Raw genomic sequence first — 17,177 nt, forward strand, 5'->3', positions numbered from 1 at the left:
ATGACAAGGAAGTCACTCATGATCGCACGCACCACCACGCTGCTCGGCGCCGCGGCGGTCGCCGCCGCGCTCGTCCTCACCGGATGCTCCGGTTCGGGCGGTGCGGGCGCCGCCGCCGCGGCAGCCGGCCCCGACCTCCCGATCGGCGACGAGGTCTCGACCACGGTCGACCCGGCCCTCACCGCACTGCTGCCCGACGACATCGTCGAGAAGGGCCGCATCGACGTCGCCGTGGACATCCCGTTCCCGCCCATGGCGATGTACGACGACACCAACCGCGAAGTCGGCTTCGACCCCGAGCTGGGTCGCCTGCTCGGCCAGAAGCTCGGCATCGACGTGTCGCTCAACAAGCAGGCGTTCGACTCCGTGATCCCGTCGCTGCAGGCGGGCAACAACGACATCATCATGAGCGGGATGAACGACACCCCCGAACGCCAGGAGACGCTCGACTTCGTCGACTACACGCACGGCGGGTTCGCCATCCTCGTCGCCGCGGGCAACCCGAAGGGCATCACGACCCAGGCCGACCTGTGCGGCACGACCGTCTCGGTGCAGAAGGCCACCGTGCAGGGCGAGCTGCTCCGGGCGATGGACTGCGGGTCGGATCCCGTGACGGTGACGGAACTGCCCTCCGACCTCGATGCGCAGACGGCCCTGCGCGCGGGCAAGAGCGATGCCTACGTCTCGGACGCCGTCGTCGCGGAATACGTCGCGGCGACCACCGCGGACGGCGAGGCCTTCGACGTCGTGCGCGACCCCGAGAACCCGGCCGGGTTCAACCCCGTCTACAGCGGCATCGGCCTCCTCAAGGACGACGCCGGGCTGACCGAGGCGATCCGGCAGGCCCTGCAGGCCCTCATCGACGAGGGCACCTACCAGCAGGTGCTCGACCGCAACAACATCGGCGCGTACGCCGTCGCGTCGGCCGAGGTGAACCAGGGGGCGGCGCAGTGACCGCCCTGCACGACGCGACCCTCGCGCTCGCACCGGATGCCACCGACGACGATGTCGTGGCGATCCCCCTTCGCCGCCCATGGCGCTGGATCAGCGCCGCCGTGGTGCTGCTGCTCGTCGCGGCATTCGCCTCCTCGGTGCTGACCAATCCGAACATCGACTTCGCGGCGATCGGCGAGTTCCTCTTCGACCCGCGGATCCTCGAGGGCGTCTGGCTGACGTTGCTCATCACCGCCATCTCGATGATCGTCTCGACGGTGCTCGCGATCGTCGTCGCGGCGATGCGGCTCTCGTCGAACCCGGTGCTCTCGACGGTGGCGTGGTTCTACGTCTGGGCCTTCCGCGGTACGCCGCTGCTGGTGCAGATCGTGCTGTGGGGCTACCTGGGCCTGCTGTACGCGAAGCTCACCGTCGGCATCCCGTTCACCGACGTCGTCTTCTGGCAGGTGAACACCAACGAGCTCATCAGCGCGTTCGTCGCGGGCCTGCTCGCCCTCACGCTGAACCAGGCCGCCTACTCGTCGGAGATCGTGCGGGCCGGCATGCTCTCGGTGGACGAGGGCCAGCGCGAGGCCTCCTACTCCCTCGGCATGTCGCCGCTCTACACGTTCCGCCGGGTGCTGCTGCCGCAGGCGATGCGGGTGATCATCCCGCCGATGGGCAACGAGACCATCTCGATGCTGAAGAACACCTCGCTGCTGTCGGTGATCGCCGTGCTCGAGATCTACACGCAGGCGACGGTGATCTCGTCGCAGAACCTCAAGCAGGTGGAGCTGCTCATCGTCGCGAGCCTCTGGTACCTCTTCATGACGAGCGTGCTCTCCATCCCGCAGTACTACCTCGAACGGCGGTACGGCCGCGGCACCAGCCGCACCCTGCCGCCCACTCCGTTGCAGCGGGTGCGTCGTGCGCTCGCAACGCGTCGGCCCGCTCCCGCGCCCGCGCCCGAGACCAAGGAGGTCAGCGTCGTATGAGCGCCACCGCCCCCATCAGCCCCACCGTCGCCGAGGCTCCCGCGCGAGCGCTCGTCGAGATCCGCCGGGTTCGCAAGAGCTTCGGCGCCCACGAGGTGCTCCGCGACGTCTCGCTCGCGGTGCCCGAGGGCACGGTGACCGTACTGCTCGGGCCCTCGGGATCCGGCAAGTCCACGCTGCTGCGCTGCATCAACCACCTCGAGACGATCGACGGGGGCCGCATCATCGTCGATGGCGAGCTCATCGGCTACCGGCAGGCCGGGCACAACATCCATGAGATGACGCCGAAGCAGATCGCGAGGCAGCGGCGTGCGATCGGCATGGTGTTCCAGCGGTTCAACCTCTTCCCGCACCTGACCGCGCTCGAGAACATCACCGAGGCGCCGATCGGGATCGGGGGCGTGCCGCGGGCGCGGGCCAGGGCGCGGGCGAACGAGTTGCTCGACCGCGTGGGCCTCGCCGCGTTCGCCGGGCACTACCCGGCGCAGCTCTCGGGCGGACAGCAGCAACGCGTCGCGATCGCGAGGGCACTCGCCATGGATCCGAAGCTCATGCTGTTCGACGAGCCCACGTCGGCGCTCGACCCCGAGCTCGTGGGGGACGTGCTCGACGTCATGCGCGAGCTCGCCCGCGACGGCATGACCATGATCGTCGTGACCCACGAGATCGGCTTCGCGCGGGGTGTCGCCGACCAGGTGGTGTTCATGGACGGCGGGGTCGTCGTCGAGGCCGGCCGCCCCGAGGACGTGCTCGACCATCCGCAGCGCCAGCGCACCCGCAACTTCCTGGAGAGCGTGCGCTAGCCGCGTCTCAGCCCTCGGCAGGCTCCCCGCGGTTCCAGCGGGTGAGCTTGCCGGGGGCCGACGACAGCCAGACGTCGCCGATCGAGCCGTCGGGTTCCACGCCGATGCAGAGCACGCCGACGACCTCGCCGCCGGGTCGGCGCAGCACGAGCCCGGGCCCGCCGTTCACCCGGACGGGTTCGAGCGAGGCATCCGGATGCCGCATCCGCCGGGTTCTCAGCGCAGGGATGACGCTCGCCCGTCCCTGCTCCGATCCGCCGGTGTCGTCGCCGGTGTCGACCACCATGCGCACGGCGTCGCTCAGCAGGCGCGCCAGCGCCACGTCGTCGCCCTGATCGAGCGCGGCGATGAGGCGGGCGGCGACGTCGTCACGCGGCACGATGGGTCACGGCGGCGAGCTTGTGGGGGTTCATCATCCAGAGCACCTGGTCGATGCCGTCGGCGGAGGCGACGACGGTGAGCACCGCCATCGTGGTGCCGTCCTTCGACAGCACGACCGCAGGCTGGCCGTTGGCGACCGTCTCGGTGACCGACACGCCGTCCCAGAAGTGCGTGTGGAACGCGCGCACGAACTTCGCGACCGTCTCCCGGCCACGCACCGGGAACTTCGAGGCGCGCACGACGCCGCCGCCATCGGAGTACGACACGACGTCCTCGGCGAAGAGCCGCTCGAGCTCGTCGAGGTCGCCGGTCTTCGCGGCGCTCACGAACGCGGTGAGCAGGCGACGCTGCTCCTGCTGGGAGACCTCGCGTCGTCGCTCGCCGGCGAGGTGCTTGCGAGCACGGCTGACGAGCTGGCGGGCAGCTGGCTCGGAGAGCTGCACGATGTCGCAGATCTGCGGGTACGAGTAGGCGAACGCCTCGCGCAGCACGTACGCCGCCCGCTCGGTCGGCGTGAGCCGCTCGAGCATGACCAGCACCGCGAATCCGAGCGCCTCGGCTCGCTCGGCGCCGAGGGTGGGGTCGTTGCTCGTGTCGACGGGCTCCGGCAACCAGGGGCCGATGTACGTCTCGCGGCGCACGCGGGCCGACTGCAGCGCGTTGATGGCGAGCCGGGTGGTGGCGGTGGCGAGGAAGGCCGCCGGTTCCAGCACGACGGAACGGTCGGTGCCCTGCCAGCGCAGCCAGGTCTCCTGCACGATGTCCTCGGCCTCGGATGCGCTGCCGAGCATGCGGTAGGCGATGCCGAAGAGACGGGGTCGCACGGCTTGGAAGACGTCGAGCGCGTCGTCGAGGTTCGCATCCATGTGGCGATCCTGTCAGTCGGCCGACGGGGCCGACACGGCTGACGGGGCCGACACGGCTGAGGGGGCCGACACGGCTGCGGGGGCCGACCCGGCCGACGCGCCACCGACCGGCCGGCCGGTGGCCGCGAGCCACTCGTCGAACCGAGTCGGCGCGATCGTCGCGTCGGAGCCGGGAAGGAGCTCGCGCTCGTCGAGGTCGGTGCCGAAGTAGCGCGCGAGCGGGTCCTCGACCACCTCGCGCGGGTCTCGCCGCATCTGCAGCGCCCGTCGCACGATCTCCTCGAGTCGGAACTGCTCGGGGCCGGCGAACTCCACGATGCCGTTGAGCGGCGAGCCGGTGGCGGTGTCGGCCACCGCGGCGGCGACATCGTCAGCGGCCATCGGCTGGACGAGGGCGTCGGCGAGGCGCACGGTGTCACGGCTGGTCGCGGCATCCGCGATGTGCGGGAGGAACTCGAAGAACTGGGTGGCGTGCACGATCGTGTACGGCTGTCCCGACCGGCGGATGAGCTGCTCCTGGGCCGCCTTCGCGGCGAAGTAGCCGCGCTCGGTGCGCGCCAGCCGATCGGTGCCGACGACCGAGAGGGCGAGGTGGTGGCGCACGCCTGCCGCGGCGCCGTACGTGAGCAGGTTGAGGGTCGACCCGTAGAAGAAGTCCTTCGCGCCGCGCTCGTCGAGGTACCCGGAGTTCGAGACGTCGATGACCGCGATCGCCCCGGCGAGGGCCTCCGCGAGGCCCTCGCCGGTGTAGGAGTCGACCCCGGTCGCGCGCGACGCGGAGACGACCTCGTGGCCGTCGGCCGCGAGCCGCGCCACGAGTCGGGTGCCGATGAGGCCGGTGCCGCCGATGACCGCGATCTTCATGGCGGGCTACCTCACCGTGGCCGTCTGGGCGGCGAGCCAGTCGGCGAACGTGGTCGTCGACAGCTGGGCCTCGGGCCCCGGCACGAGCTCGGTGCCCTCGAGACGAGTGCCGAAGTACGGCGCCTCGGGGTCGGAGATCACGGCGCGGGTGTCGCCCTTCGCCGCGAGTCCCGTGCGGATGAGCTCGTCCATGCCGATGCGCTCGGGCCCGCCGATCTCGAGGACGCCGTCGATCGGGTCGCCCGCGGCGACGCGCGCGACGGCTGCCGAGACATCCGCCGCGGCCATCGGCTGCATGAACCCGGTCGACACGCGTGCGGTGCCGTCGACGGTGACCTCGTCGGCGATGCGCCCGACGAACTCGTAGAACTGGGTCGCCCGCACGATCGAGTACGGCCGGCCCGAGTCCTCGATGAGCCGCTCCTGGGCGACCTTCGCGCGGAGGTACCCGCTGTCGGGCAGGCGGTCGCTGCCCACGACGGAGAGCGCGACGTGGTGGGTGACGCCGGCATCGCGCTCGGCGGCGAGCAGGTTCGGGGTGGACGTCGTGAAGAACGCGAGCACGTCGTCGTCGGCGAACGACGGCGAGTTCGACACGTCGACGACCACGTTCGCGCCGACGAGCACCTCGGCGAGCCCCTCGCCGGTGATGGTGTTCACGCCGGAGTTCGGCGAGGCGGCGACGGCCTCATGGCCGTGCTCGGCGAGGAGTTCGACGACCTTGGATCCGATGAGGCCGGTGCCTCCGATGACGACGATCTTCATGACTGGGTGCCTTCCATCAGGGCTGCGGCGAATCCGCTGCCGTCACGTAGCTCTGACCGGGCAGTCACCGGATCTGTGACGACGGCGACGGCATCGACGGCATCGATGATCGTGGCGGCGACCTCGTCGGGCCGCGAGACACTGGTCGCGTGCGAGGCTCCCGACAGCTCTCGCGTGCCGCGCGAGCCTGCGCGCTCGGCCCCGGCGCGGAACACGGCGGCCGGGATGTTGCGGTCCTCGGAGCCGAACACGTGCCAGCTCGGCCGGTCGCGCCAGCCGGGAACGGGTGCCTGCACGGCGGCCGTCAGCGCCGCCTCGGTCGCGGGTCGCTGGGTCGCGCCCATCACGCCGGCCACCTGCGCCGGCACATCTGCGGCGAACTGCTCGTGGAAGCGGTCGCGGCGGATCACCAGCTCGACGCCGCCCGTCGAGATCGGGTGCGCGTCGAGGGCCTCGGCGAGCGTGCTCCCCGGTGCGCTGGCCGAGAGCGAGAACGCGCTGTCGCCCGGCTCGGGCACGAATGCCGAGACGTACACGAGTGCGACGACCCGGTCGTCGCCGGCGGATGCCTCGCTGATCACGAGTCCGCCGTAGGAGTGCCCGACGAGCACGACGGGGCCGTCGACGGCGGCGATGACGTCGCGCACGTAGGCGGCGTCGCCGGCCAGGCTGCGAAGCGGGTTGGCGACGGCGACGGACGTGATCCCCGCGGCATGCAGGCGCTCGATCACGCCGGTCCAGCTGGCGGATTCGGCGAACGCCCCGTGCACGAGCACGACGGTCGGCTTCTGTTCTGACATGGTGCTGGTCCCTTCTCGACGGATGCCCGTGACCTACGGGCTCGATGACTCAGACCGATCAGGCGGAGCTGCTGTGACGAATTCGCCGGATGTCGCGATGCGATCCGCGGGATCATTGAGGGACGGACCGTCACTGGAAGGGGGCGCCATGGCCTTCGACACTCCGAACGGCACTCGCGGGGCGCGCCAGCCCGGCCGCAACCGGCTCGAGCGCTGGGCGAACCTGCGCATGGCCGAGCACGTGCGGCGCACGGGCACCCGCCGCGGCGACATCCTCGTGCTCGTCACGGTCGGCAAGCGGTCGGGTCTCGAGCGGATGACGCCGGTGCGCTGGTTCCCCGATCCGGGTCACGACGACGGTCCCGAGGCCGGTCGCGGCGACGGCGACGGCGGCGACGGCGACACGCGGCTCATCGTGGCGTCGGCGGACGGGGCGGCGCGCAATCCCTCCTGGTACTACAACATCGCGGCGCACCCCGACCGGGTGCGCATCGAGTTCGCGGGCCGGCGCATCGAGGTGATCCCCGAGCAGCTCCACGGCGCCGAACGCGATGCGGCCTGGCGACGGATCACGGCCCGGGCACGGGGCTTCGCGAAGTACGAGCAGACCACCGACCGACAGATCCCGGTCATCCGCCTGACGCCGCGGGCGGGCGGCTAGATCGGTCCGCGCGACCGGAATCGGTCCGCCTTGCCACTGCGCCCCCGCATCCTGCAACTTCAGGGTTGCAAAGCCGTGGAGCAAGTGCAATCATGAGGTTGCAGTAAACGATGCAACCCATCGGTTGCATGCATCCGCTGAGAGGACTGATCATTGTGACCATGACCGACAACCAGGCATCCGTCATCGACGAGGGCGCGTTCACCGTGCGACGCACGATCCGCATCGCCGCCCCCGTCGACAAGGTGTGGCGCGCCGTGACCGAGCCCGAGCACATCTCCCGATGGTTCGGCCGCACGGTGCTCGACGGCGCGGGGGTGGGAGCCCGGGGCACCATGACGTTCCCCGACTACGGCGCCGTGCCGATCCGCGTCGAGGCGATCGACGCCCCGCACACGGTGACCTACCGCTGGGGCAACGACGACGCGCTGGGGCGCCTGCCCGACGCGGTCGACGAGGCCACCTCGACGGTGTTCACCTTCACGCTCGAGCCGCTCGGTGACGGCACGCAGCTCACCGTCGTCGAGACCGGGTTCGACCGCACCTCCGACCCGGCCGCCAACATGGCGAGCCACGGCGAGGGCTGGGTCTCGGAGCTCGACAAGCTCGTCGCCCTGCTCGAGGGCGACGCGTGACCACCGGAACGCTGGTCCCGGTGTTCGCCGCGCTCGGAGACGAGACCCGGTGGAGCATCCTGGCTGCGCTCGGCGAGGGCGACGCGTCGGCGTCGGCCCTCGCCGGGCGGCTGCCCGTCACCCGCCAGGCCATCGCGAAGCACCTCGCGGTGCTGCAGGAGGTGGGTCTCGTGGAGCCCGTGCGGGTCGGCCGCGAGGTGCGCTACCGCGTGGTCGGCGCGGAGCTGAGCGCCACCGCACGCCGGCTCGAGGCCATCGGGGCCGAGTGGGACCGCCGTCTCGCCGCGATCAAGGAGATCGCCGAGGGGCTGTAGCCGTCGTCGAGCGGATGCCGCGTCGCGTTCACGCCTCGGGGATGGTGCGCGCGAAGGTCTCGGGCGTGATCGAGGCGGGATCGGGGCCGCCGCGCTCGCCGGTGTCGAGCCCGTCGATGGCCTCGAGTTCCGCCGGCGTCAGCTCGAAGTCGAAGACGTCGAAGTTCTCGACGATGCGCTCGGGCCGCACCGACTTCGGGATCGCCGAGCGTCCCTGCTGCAGGTGCCAGCGCAGCATGACCTGCGCGGGCGACCTGCCGTGTTCCGCTGCGATGCCGCCGATCACCGGGTCGGCGAGCATGCCGGCGGCGCCGCCGCGGTAGAAGGTGATGCCGCCGATGGGCGACCATGCCTGCGTGAGGATGCCGTGCGCGGCATCCGCTGCCTGCACCTCGGGCTGGGCGAAGTACGGATGCGGTTCGACCTGGTTGACCGCGGGCACGATGGTCGTGGCATCGAGCAGCGTCTCGAGGTGGTCGGGCATGAAGTTGCTCACGCCGATGGCGCGCACGTTGCCGTTGACCAGGAGGGTCTCGAGCGCGCGATAGGCCGCGATCGTTCGGTCGAAGTACACGGGCATCGGCTGGTGGAGGATCAGGAGGTCGAGCGTGCCGACGCCGAGCTTGCCGGTGCTCTTGCCGAAGGCGTGCAGGGTCTCGTCGTAGCCGTAGTCGCTGATCCACACCTTCGTCTCGATGAAGACCTCGTCGCGGGGCAGTCCCGACCGGCGGATGGCCTCGCCGACTTCGCGCTCGTTCAAGTAGGCGGCGGCCGTGTCGATGTGGCGGTACCCGGTGCGGAGTGCCGTCTCGACGGCGGTCACGGTCTCGTCGGGCGGGGTCTGGAAGACCCCGAAGCCGAGGGCGGGCATCGTCACGCCGTTGTCGAGTTCGAGTGCGTGGTTCATCCCCTCGACGCGAGGTCGGGTGGCGCGAATGAGGGAGGACCTGAGAGTCCGTGGTTCGGGAGGGCGTGGGTGCCGGCACTGCCGGTATCGGCGTGTTCGGCGTAGCCTTCGGTCGAGGTCGGCGCCATCGAGTCGTCGTCGGGACGGAGCCGCGATGAACGTGCGACGACATACGCGTCATGCGAGTGCAAGGATGCCGGTGGGTGCGGCTCCGTTCGTCGCGCTCGTCGTGCTCGCGGCGATGTCGGCATGCACGGGGGCGCCGGTACCGGCCGCGAGCCCGTCGGACGCGACCGCGGACGCGACCGGGGCCGGACCCGCGGCATCCGGAGCCTTCGACCCTGACATGGTCGACAGTGCCGGTCTGGTCGACATCGGCGGCGGCCGCGAACTCTTCCTCGAGTGCAGCGGCACCGGCTCGCCGACCGTGGTGCTCATCTCGGGTGCGGGGGTCGCCGCCGACAACTGGGGGTACGCGGTCGCCGACGCGGGAGCCTCGGTCGAATCGGCGATGCCCTCGGATTCGGCGGTGTTCCCGGCAACGGCGCGGTTCACGCGGGTCTGCGCGTACGACCGCCCCGGCACCCAGCCGTGGGACGGCAGCGCCGGGGGCTCGACGCCCGTGCCGCAGCCCACGACGACGCAGGCCGATGCTGCGGACTTGGAGGCGCTGCTGACCGCGGCCGAGATCCCGGGCCCCTACGTGGTCGTCGGGCACTCGCTCGGGGGCCTGATCGCGACCACCTTCGCGCGCACCCACCCCGACGACGTCTCGGGCGTGGTGCTCGTCGATCCAGCGTCGCAGTTCCTGCAGACCGCCCTGCCGCCCGAGGTGTGGTCGCGCTGGATGCAGTCCGTGGCCGAGGCCGGCGCGAAGCATCCGGAGCTCGAATCGCCCGACTACCCGTCGAGCATCGCGGCGCTCGACGCCACCCCGCCGCTGCCGCCCATGCCGGCCGCGGTGCTGTCGGCCGACCAGCCGTTCGACTTCCTCGGCATCGGCGACGCCGACGCCTATTGGCCTCAGTGGCTCGAGGCGCACGCCCTGCTCGCCGCCTCCCTCGGCGCGACGCACGTGACGACGACGAACAGCGGGCACTTCGTCGCGAACGTCAGCCCGGCGCTCGTGATCGAGCAGATCTGCGCGGTGGTCGCGCCGGCGGACGGGTGCTGAGGGCGCGGCCCGCTGTCGGCATCGGGGAGTCCCGGAAACCGTAGCTCGTCAGGGTATTCGGCCATGATCGGATATCGGTGGGTGCTGGTTGACTGGTCGCATGACCCCGATGGCGACACCGCTTCTCGAGTCGGCCGCCGACGTGTCAGAGCGTGCGCTGATCGATGAGGTGTTCGTCGGCGAGGTCTTCGATGAGGTGTTCGTCACCGCGTGGGCGGACGAGGCGACGATGGCGGGCGCGGCCGCGGGTGTCGAAGCGGCGCTCGCTGCCGACCTCGCCCTGCTCGAATCGCTCGAGCGCACCATTCGGTGGGCGCAGGCCGAGCAGTACCGGGTCATCGAGGCGGCGAGGGTCAGGCATGCCCAAATCGAGGGCGTGACCGAGGTGAGCAGCCCGGCCCAACGGGAGTTCGCCACGCGGTCGTTCGTGGCCGAGATCGCGACCACGCTCGTCGTGCCCGAGGCGGCCGCGGGCCGGTTTGTGGCGGATGCCGGCCGGCTCACCGGTGCGCGGGCCGCGACGCTGGAGGCGCTCGCGGCCGGTGCGGTGAGCGTCGGGCACGTGCGCTCGATGCTCGAGATCACCCAGACCATGCCGGCCGACGCCGCCGGCGACCTCGAGCGTCTCGCCCTGGCCGACGCCGCCATGCGCACGAGCGCCGCGTTCCGTGGGCGGGTGCATCGTCTTCGCGAGCGACTGCACCCTGCGTCGCTCAGCGAGCGTCGTGCGCGGGCCGCCGAAGACCGGCGGGTCGCGCTCGACTCGGCACCCGACGGCATGGCCTGGCTGAGCCTGTTCCTCCAGGCCGAACGCGCCGTCGCGATCGTCGAACGCCTCGATGCGCTCGCGGCGGCGTCCGACCCCGACCGACCCGACTGCCGCACCAGGGCGCAACGAGCGGCGGATGTCGCCGGAGATCTGCTGCTCGCGGGCACGCTCGACGCCGCCGACCACCACCTGGCCGCCGCGACGGGGCGGGTCGCAGCGCAGATCGTCGTCACCGTTCCCGTGTTGAGCCTGCTCGGCGTGACCGACGAGCCCGCGGAGCTCGATGGATACGGCCCGATCGACGCCGAGACCGCCCGTCGGCTCGCGGCGCACGCGCCCTCGGTGCAACGCCTGCTCGTGCACCCCGAAACCGGCGCGGCGCTCTCGTACAGTCGCACCAGGTACCGGGTCGCCGCAGACCTGGCCGGGTACCTCCGCGTCCGCGACGGGCGCTGCCGGTTCCCCGGCTGCGCACGCCGGGCGCGACACGCCGACCTCGATCACATCGTCGCATGGGCGCAGGGCGGAAGCACCTCCGCCGAGAACCTCGCCCACCTCTGCCGTGCGCATCATCGGCTGAAGCACGAATCCGGATGGCGCATGGCGCACGAGCCCGACGGCGTCATCCGCTGGACCTCACCCGTCGGTCACGTGCTCCGCACGCTCCCCGAACGGCCGTTCCTCCCTGTGCCGGGGCCGACCGGCTCCCGACCGCCCAGCACTCCGCCCAACCCGCAAGCGCCGACGTTCTTGCGCCCGGACGCGGATCCCGATCCACCTTGGCTGCACGCCGCATCCGCTGCGGCGTGACCGTCGGGCGCTCACCTCGCTGCGGAGCGAGGCGGGCCCTGCTCAGGCGTTCGGGTTCGTCGCCGCCCCGTCGAGCCAGAGCGTGTCGGCCGGGTCGCTGTGCGTGCCGCCGCTCTCGACGTGCTTGCGGCTGATCTGCGGACCTTTCGTGATGACGTGCACGAGCGCCATCGCGTGCCCACGGCCCAGGCCGTAGTCGTCGGCGAGCCACGCGACGATCGGGGTGGCCTTCGTGTCGGGTCCGAAGCCCTGCTGCTCGGCGAGCTCGACGAACTGGCGCGGGGTGAGGCCGGTCTTCGCCTCGATGTTGTCGAGGTAGGCCTGGAACGACATTGCGGTCTCCTTCGGTTCGGATGGATCGGTGCGGTGCGGTGCGGTGCGGTCGGTGCGGTGTGATGCGGTGCGGTGCGGTGGCCGCGGCGACGAACGCGGGCCTCAGTCCTCGTCCGCCCACGTCTGCACGATCACGGCCGACGCGTGGATGCACAGCACCTTCAGCCGCCCGTCGCCGACGTTCTCGAAACGATGCCAGACGCCGGCCGGCACCGTCGCGGTGTCGCCGGCGGCGGCGATCAGCCGGTGATCGCCCATCGTGATCTCGGCGGTGCCCTCCAGCACCACCCAGGTCTCGGTGTACGGGTGCCAGTGCAGCCCCGGCCCCTCGCCCGGCTCGTTGTCGACGAAGAAGTACGAGACGCCGGCGCCGTGCTCGAGCCCGACGAACCGGCGCGTGCGTCCGGTCCCGATCCGCAGTGCCTCGGCAGGCACGACCGCGGCGCTGGCCGGGCCCTCCATCGTCGGCGTGAGCGTGATCTCGGCGGGGTTCACGGCGTTCATGATGACCTCGATTCGGTGACGGATGCCGCGGGGCGGTCGCGTCGCGGCGGGCGGCGGGCTGACACCGCAAGGCTCCCGCCGCGGCATCCGTCGTCGGTAGTGTTTCGACGTGGATCGAAACTTCGTGGACTTCCGGCTCGCGCCCGGCGACGTCTCGGCGATCCGGTTCGGGGTCTCGCCGGGGCACGAGCTGTGCCACGCGGTGCGGGTGCTGCAGCGGCCGGCGGAGCATCCGCTGCAGTGGGGCTGGCTGCGCAGCGTGCGCGACCGCGTGCCGCGGGAGGCGTTCGAGCTGTTCGCGGTGATCGTGCGCGAGCGCGGGTACTTCCCCGACTTCCTCACGACGACGCCCACGTGGGACCTCGACCCCGTCGACGAGGCCGCGCGGCTGCGGCAGGTGCCCGACGAGCTCATGCGGGTCGACCTCGGCAAGGTCGTCGATCGCTCCGAGGGAGCGCGACGCGATGCGGTGCAGCGCATGCTCCACGACCTCCCGCGTGCCCGTGCGCTGATCGCCGATGCCTGGCTCGAGCTGTGGTCGGCGCTGCTCGCACCGGTCTGGCCGCAGCTCGAGCGCATCCTGCGCGCCGACATCGCGGTGCGCGCCCGCCGTATCGCCACCGACGGCCTCGCGAGCATGGTCGACGGCCTGCACCACACCGTCGGGTGGCACGAGGGTGCGCTGCGCGTCGAGCTCGGGTTCCACTCCGAGGTGCTCGACTGCCGTGGCTCGGGTATCGTGCTCGTGCCCTCGGTGCTCGGCGGCCTCGGCTGCTCGGTGCTCACCGAGCCGCCCGCGCAGCCGACGCTGTTCTACCCCGCGCAGGGCGTGACCGAACGCTGGGCGGCGGATGCCACGGCGCTCGTCGACGCGCTCGCGGCCCTGCTCGGGCCCGCCCGCGCGGGCATCCTCCTCGCCGCCCACGAGGCACGCACGACCTCGCAGGTCGCGGCAGATGCCGGGATCGCCGTCTCGACGGCCTCGCACCACCTCACCGTGCTCCGCGAGGCGGGCCTTGTCGCGAGCCGCCGCGAGGGCGCGCGGATGCTGCACCTGCGCACGCCGCTGGGGGAGGCGCTCGTGGGGGCGACGGGCTGAGCCGAGGCGCTGAATCGCCGGGCTGAGCCGCCGGGCTGAGCCGACGGCAGAGCCGAGTCGTAGGCTGTCGGACATGACCAGCGTCCAGCCGGGAAAGGTCGTCGCCTGCCCCTCGTGCGGCACCCGCAACCGCGTGCCGCTCGGCGGCCGTGGCCGGGTCCGCTGCTCGAACTGCCACGCCGACCTGCCCTGGCTCGTCGAGGCGGATGACGCCACCTTCGACGCCGCCGTGGCGAGCCGCATGCTCGTGCTCGTCGACGTCTGGGCCGTGTGGTGCGGACCGTGCCGCGCGATCGCGCCGGTCGTCGAGCAGCTCTCACGCGAGCTCGCCGGGCGCCTCAAGGTCGTCAAGGTCGACGCCGACCGCTCGCCCGGGATCTCGCGTCGTCACGGCGTGACCGCGATCCCGACGCTGCTGCTCTACCGCGACGGCGCCGAGGTGTCGCGCCAGATCGGCGCCGTGCCGGCGGCGCAACTGCGCGCCTGGGTCGAGTCGGCGCTGCCCGCCGCGTGATCCGCGAGTGCCTGTCACATCCCGCCCCCGGCCGGTGTCTCCATGTCGACGGCACGACACGACACGAGACCTGGAGCAGACATGAGCACCGCACGAATCCCCGCGACCGAGATCACCGGCGGCTACGGCATCCTGGTGAAGGCCGCGATGCGCAGGATGGTCGGGCGGGTGCCCGACTCGGTCGGCGTCCTGTGGCACAATCCCCGCGTGTTCACCGACCTGATCTCGATCGGGCGGAAGTCCGAGAAATGGCACGCGCTCGACGAGAACCTCGGGTCGTTCGCCCGGATGGCCGCGGCCGCCGAGGTCGGCTGCGGCTTCTGCCTCGACTTCAACTACTTCCTCGCCCACAACCGCGGGCTCGACGAGGCCAAGGCCCGCGAGGTTCCACGGTGGCGCGAGTCCGACGTGTTCACCCCGCTCGAGCGGCGAGTGATGGAGTACGCCGAGGCGATGTGCCAGACCCCGGTCGTCGTCACCGACGAGCTCTCCGATGCGCTCCTCGCCGAGCTCGGACCGGCAGCGCTCCTGGAACTGGCCGCCGCGGTGGGCCTCATGAACGCGACGGCGCGCATGAACCTCGCCCTCGGCATCCGCTCGGACCACTACTCGGATGCGTGCGGCCTGCCGCCGCTCGCCACCCGCTCGGCCGTCGCCGGTGCCGCGTAGGCTGCCCGTCATGAGCAGTTCCGCCGGCACCGCCGCCGACCAGTTCGTCCTCCACCGCAGCCTGCTCTTCACGGTCGCGTACGAGCTGCTCGGCTCGGCCGCCGACGCCGAGGACGTGCTCCAGGAGTCCTGGCTGCGCTGGGCCGGCGTCGACCACGACGGGGTGCGAGACCCGCGCGCCTACCTCGTGCGCATCGTGACCCGGCAGTCGCTCAACCACCTGCGCACCGTCTCGCGCCGTCGCGAGGAGTACGTGGGCGAGTGGCTGCCCGAGCCGCTGCTGACGCGTCCGGATGTCGCGGACGACGTCGAACTCGCCGAGAGCCTCTCGGTGGCGATGCTCACCGTGCTCGAGACGCTCGGGCCGGCCGAGCGGGCGGTGTTCGTGCTGCGCGAGGTCTTCGACCTGCCCTACGACGAGATCGCGGACGCGGTCGGCAAGACGCCTGCCGCGGTCCGGCAGATCGCGCATCGGGCGAAGGACCACGTGGCGGCGCGCCGCCCGCGCATCCGGGTGGACCCCACCGAACAGGAGCAGGTGGTCGAGCGCTTCCTCGCGGCGTTCAACACCGGTGACCTGCAGGGTCTCATGGACGTGCTCGCACCAGATGTCGTGGCGGTCGCCGATGGCGGCGGGAAGGTCCGGGGCGCAGCTCGACGACCGATCGTCGGGGCGGCGAAGCTCGCGGCGTACCTGCTCGGCAGCATGGCGAAGTTCGACGTGCACCCCGTGGCCACGCCCGCGTGGGTCAACGGGGCGCGCGGCGCCCGGATCGAGGTCGGCGGCGAGCTCGCCGCCGCGGTCAGCGTGACCGTCGAGCACGGGCGCATCACCCGCATCTTCTCGATCGCGAACCCCGACAAGCTGGCGCGGCTCGACGCCGAGGCGAGCCTCACGCGCTGACGCGCCGCCGTCAGGCGTTCTCGAGCTCGGCGATCACGATCTTCTTCTGCCGCATCATCACCTGCACCTGCTCGGGCCGACGGGTCAGCTCGCCCATGTTCGCCGGGATGATCTGCCAGCTCACGCCGAACCGGTCCTTGCACCAGCCGCACTGCTCCGACTCGGGCACGTGCGAGAGCTTCGACCAGTACTCGTCGATCTCGGCCTGGTCGCGGCACGACACGACGAACGAGATCGACTCGTTGAACCGGAAGAGCGGACCGCCGTCGAGGCACACGAAGTCCACCCCGCTCAGCGTGAACCGACCGTTCAGCACCTTTCCCGACATCCCCTCGAAGTGCTCGTCGAGCGACTCGTCGGGATACTCGTCGATCCGGTTGACGCGCGAGTTCGGGAACACGTCGACGTAGTACTCCATCGCCTCGCGTGCCTGGTCGTCGAACCACAGGCACGGCTGGATGGGTGCGAGCTCGGCCATCGGGAACCCCCTCTGTTCGGCGCTGCGCTCGTTCGGCGCGGCGCCGTCTCGTCCATGAGCCTCGCCGGTCAGGCTACGCCGATGCGTCGGCGAGATCGAGGTGTCAGCGCGAAGTGGTGGGCAGCCCGACCAGCTCGGCGCTCGCCTGCCACAGCCGCGCCGCGGCATCCGTGTCGTAGGAGACCTTGTTGGAGTCCTTGGCCTTGCGGTTGGCGAAGTAGCGGCCCGAGACCCCCTCGACGTCGGGGGAGGACGCGAGGAAGATCGGCGTCTCGGCTCCGCCGGCGGGGCTCTTCATGAACGGCTTCGCGATCCCGCTCATCCACGCGAAGTAGGCCGCCTGGTCCTCCGCGCCGAAATCGGTGCGGGTGACCCCCGGATGCAGCACCGTCGCGGTCACACCGGTGCCCTCGAGACGACGGGCGAGCTCGTACGTGAACATCACGTTGGCGAGCTTCGACTGGTTGTACGCCCGCTGCCCGGAGTACGTCTGCGACCCCTGCAGGTCGTCGAAGTCGATGCGCCCCATCGCCTGGGCGCCCGACGAGACCGTGACCACCCGCGCGGGTGCGCTCGCCGCGAGCCGCTCGAGGAGCAGGTTGGTCAGCAGGAACGGTGCCAGGTGGTTGACGGCGAAGGTGCGTTCGAGCCCGTCTGCCGTGACGTGCCGGTGCGCCCAGTAGCCGCCGACGTTGTTCACGAGCACGTCGAGCCGGGGGTAGGTGTCGAGCACCGCCGCCGCCAGCCGGCGCACCTCGGCCTGCGACGACACGTCGGCGATGAAGACATCCACCGCGTCGTTGCCTGCGAGCGAGCGGATGTCGCCGGCAGCGGACGCGGCGCGGGTGGCGTCACGTCCCACGATGCCCACTCGGGCGCCCAGCCGGGCGAGCCCGCTCGCGGTCGCCTTGCCGATCCCGCCGGTGCCGCCGGTGATGAGCACGGTCTTGCCGGCCATCGAAGGGGTGGTGTGGTCGGTCATCGTCGTCCTCCGTCGTG

The 17,177-nt window shown here is 71.5% G+C and carries 22 protein-coding genes; 12 read left to right on the forward strand and 10 right to left on the reverse strand.

The features are described 5' to 3' along the window. The first annotated feature begins 18 nt into the window (after positions 1-18). Genes EDM22_RS00905 through EDM22_RS00915 form a run of 3 tightly spaced genes read left to right on the forward strand, consistent with a single transcriptional unit; the run spans position 19 to position 2,731 of the window. On the forward strand, positions 19-954 hold the full coding sequence (locus tag EDM22_RS00905; RefSeq protein ID WP_245989071.1) for an ABC transporter substrate-binding protein: 936 nt from the start codon (positions 19-21) through the stop codon (positions 952-954). Then, positions 951-1,928 carry an amino acid ABC transporter permease gene (locus EDM22_RS00910; protein ID WP_122935137.1) on the forward strand — a complete coding sequence of 326 codons (978 nt, stop codon included), beginning with the start codon at positions 951-953 and terminating at the stop codon, positions 1,926-1,928. Before EDM22_RS00905 ends, EDM22_RS00910 begins: the two co-directional genes overlap by 4 nt. Beyond that, the gene (locus tag EDM22_RS00915; RefSeq protein WP_122935138.1) at positions 1,925-2,731 is read left to right on the forward strand and encodes an amino acid ABC transporter ATP-binding protein; all 807 of its coding nucleotides are present in this window, start codon (positions 1,925-1,927) and stop codon (positions 2,729-2,731) included. The genes EDM22_RS00910 and EDM22_RS00915 overlap by 4 nt, the downstream gene beginning before the upstream one ends. 7 nt (positions 2,732-2,738) lie before the next feature. Here the strand turns inward: EDM22_RS00915 and EDM22_RS00920 are convergent, their stop codons facing one another. The 5 genes from EDM22_RS00920 to EDM22_RS00940 are packed head-to-tail and all read right to left on the reverse strand — an operon-like array spanning position 2,739 to position 6,407. Further along, the gene (locus EDM22_RS00920) at positions 2,739-3,110 is read right to left on the reverse strand and encodes a sigma-70 family RNA polymerase sigma factor family protein (RefSeq protein ID WP_122935139.1); all 372 of its coding nucleotides are present in this window, start codon (positions 3,108-3,110) and stop codon (positions 2,739-2,741) included. Continuing rightward, a complete protein-coding gene (locus tag EDM22_RS00925; RefSeq protein WP_122935140.1) occupies positions 3,100-3,978 on the reverse strand; it encodes an RNA polymerase sigma-70 factor in 879 nt (292 codons plus the stop codon). The genes EDM22_RS00920 and EDM22_RS00925 overlap by 11 nt, the downstream gene beginning before the upstream one ends. A gap of 12 nt (positions 3,979-3,990) precedes the next feature. Beyond that, complete coding sequence (locus EDM22_RS00930) at positions 3,991-4,842, reverse strand: SDR family oxidoreductase (RefSeq protein ID WP_122935141.1); 852 nt, start codon at positions 4,840-4,842, stop codon at positions 3,991-3,993. A 6-nt stretch (positions 4,843-4,848) separates the two neighbouring features. Beyond that, a complete protein-coding gene (locus EDM22_RS00935) occupies positions 4,849-5,607 on the reverse strand; it encodes an SDR family oxidoreductase (RefSeq protein WP_122935142.1) in 759 nt (252 codons plus the stop codon). Next, the gene (locus tag EDM22_RS00940) at positions 5,604-6,407 is read right to left on the reverse strand and encodes an alpha/beta fold hydrolase (protein ID WP_122935143.1); all 804 of its coding nucleotides are present in this window, start codon (positions 6,405-6,407) and stop codon (positions 5,604-5,606) included. The genes EDM22_RS00935 and EDM22_RS00940 overlap by 4 nt, the downstream gene beginning before the upstream one ends. Positions 6,408-6,555: 148 nt before the next feature. Here EDM22_RS00940 and EDM22_RS00945 point away from each other — a divergent pair, with 148 nt between their 5' ends. The 3 genes from EDM22_RS00945 to EDM22_RS00955 all read left to right on the forward strand — a co-directional run bounded on the left by EDM22_RS00945 (position 6,556) and on the right by EDM22_RS00955 (position 8,017). Then, positions 6,556-7,068 (forward strand): nitroreductase/quinone reductase family protein, encoded by a 513-nt coding sequence (locus EDM22_RS00945; RefSeq protein WP_122935144.1) that lies wholly within the window; start codon positions 6,556-6,558, stop codon positions 7,066-7,068. Between the two features lie 161 nt (positions 7,069-7,229). Beyond that, positions 7,230-7,703, forward strand: coding sequence for an SRPBCC family protein (locus EDM22_RS00950; RefSeq protein ID WP_245989072.1), 474 nt, complete (start codon positions 7,230-7,232; stop codon positions 7,701-7,703). Then, positions 7,700-8,017, forward strand: a complete 318-nt coding sequence (locus EDM22_RS00955; RefSeq protein WP_122935145.1) for an ArsR/SmtB family transcription factor — start codon at positions 7,700-7,702, stop codon at positions 8,015-8,017. The genes EDM22_RS00950 and EDM22_RS00955 overlap by 4 nt, the downstream gene beginning before the upstream one ends. Before the next feature lie 28 nt (positions 8,018-8,045). On the opposite strand, the gene EDM22_RS00960 is transcribed toward EDM22_RS00955, so the two are convergent. Then, on the reverse strand, positions 8,046-8,924 hold the full coding sequence (locus EDM22_RS00960; RefSeq protein ID WP_122935146.1) for an aldo/keto reductase: 879 nt from the start codon (positions 8,922-8,924) through the stop codon (positions 8,046-8,048). A gap of 199 nt (positions 8,925-9,123) precedes the next feature. On the opposite strand from EDM22_RS00960, the gene EDM22_RS00965 reads away from it, so the two are divergent. Beyond that, positions 9,124-10,098 carry an alpha/beta fold hydrolase gene (locus EDM22_RS00965; RefSeq protein WP_170963954.1) on the forward strand — a complete coding sequence of 325 codons (975 nt, stop codon included), beginning with the start codon at positions 9,124-9,126 and terminating at the stop codon, positions 10,096-10,098. Positions 10,099-10,207: 109 nt separating this feature from the next. After that, complete coding sequence (locus EDM22_RS00970; RefSeq protein ID WP_170963955.1) at positions 10,208-11,677, forward strand: HNH endonuclease; 1,470 nt, start codon at positions 10,208-10,210, stop codon at positions 11,675-11,677. Between the two features lie 42 nt (positions 11,678-11,719). Here the strand turns inward: EDM22_RS00970 and EDM22_RS00975 are convergent, their stop codons facing one another. Then, the gene (locus EDM22_RS00975) at positions 11,720-12,010 is read right to left on the reverse strand and encodes a DUF4287 domain-containing protein (RefSeq protein ID WP_122935149.1); all 291 of its coding nucleotides are present in this window, start codon (positions 12,008-12,010) and stop codon (positions 11,720-11,722) included. A 102-nt stretch (positions 12,011-12,112) separates the two neighbouring features. Then, positions 12,113-12,514 (reverse strand): cupin domain-containing protein, encoded by a 402-nt coding sequence (locus EDM22_RS00980; RefSeq protein ID WP_245989073.1) that lies wholly within the window; start codon positions 12,512-12,514, stop codon positions 12,113-12,115. A gap of 109 nt (positions 12,515-12,623) precedes the next feature. Here EDM22_RS00980 and EDM22_RS00985 point away from each other — a divergent pair, with 109 nt between their 5' ends. The 4 genes from EDM22_RS00985 to EDM22_RS01000 all read left to right on the forward strand — a co-directional run bounded on the left by EDM22_RS00985 (position 12,624) and on the right by EDM22_RS01000 (position 15,700). Next, complete coding sequence (locus EDM22_RS00985; RefSeq protein ID WP_122935150.1) at positions 12,624-13,613, forward strand: ArsR/SmtB family transcription factor; 990 nt, start codon at positions 12,624-12,626, stop codon at positions 13,611-13,613. 73 nt (positions 13,614-13,686) lie between these two features. Beyond that, complete coding sequence (gene trxA / locus EDM22_RS00990) at positions 13,687-14,127, forward strand: thioredoxin (protein ID WP_122935151.1); 441 nt, start codon at positions 13,687-13,689, stop codon at positions 14,125-14,127. An 81-nt stretch (positions 14,128-14,208) separates the two neighbouring features. After that, entirely contained in the window at positions 14,209-14,796 is a 588-nt protein-coding gene (locus EDM22_RS00995; RefSeq protein WP_122935152.1) for a carboxymuconolactone decarboxylase family protein, read from the forward strand. A 10-nt stretch (positions 14,797-14,806) separates the two neighbouring features. Continuing rightward, the gene (locus EDM22_RS01000) at positions 14,807-15,700 is read left to right on the forward strand and encodes an RNA polymerase sigma-70 factor (RefSeq protein WP_122935153.1); all 894 of its coding nucleotides are present in this window, start codon (positions 14,807-14,809) and stop codon (positions 15,698-15,700) included. Positions 15,701-15,710: 10 nt separating this feature from the next. Here EDM22_RS01000 and EDM22_RS01005 read toward each other — a convergent pair whose 3' ends face one another. Next, positions 15,711-16,178 (reverse strand): VOC family protein, encoded by a 468-nt coding sequence (locus EDM22_RS01005; RefSeq protein ID WP_122935154.1) that lies wholly within the window; start codon positions 16,176-16,178, stop codon positions 15,711-15,713. Between the two features lie 103 nt (positions 16,179-16,281). After that, positions 16,282-17,160 (reverse strand): SDR family oxidoreductase, encoded by an 879-nt coding sequence (locus EDM22_RS01010; RefSeq protein ID WP_212591852.1) that lies wholly within the window; start codon positions 17,158-17,160, stop codon positions 16,282-16,284. Between the last annotated feature and the right edge of the window lie 17 nt (positions 17,161-17,177).

Source organism: Agromyces tardus (assembly GCF_003710805.1).
Taxonomy (GTDB): Bacteria; Actinomycetota; Actinomycetes; order Actinomycetales; family Microbacteriaceae; genus Agromyces; species Agromyces tardus.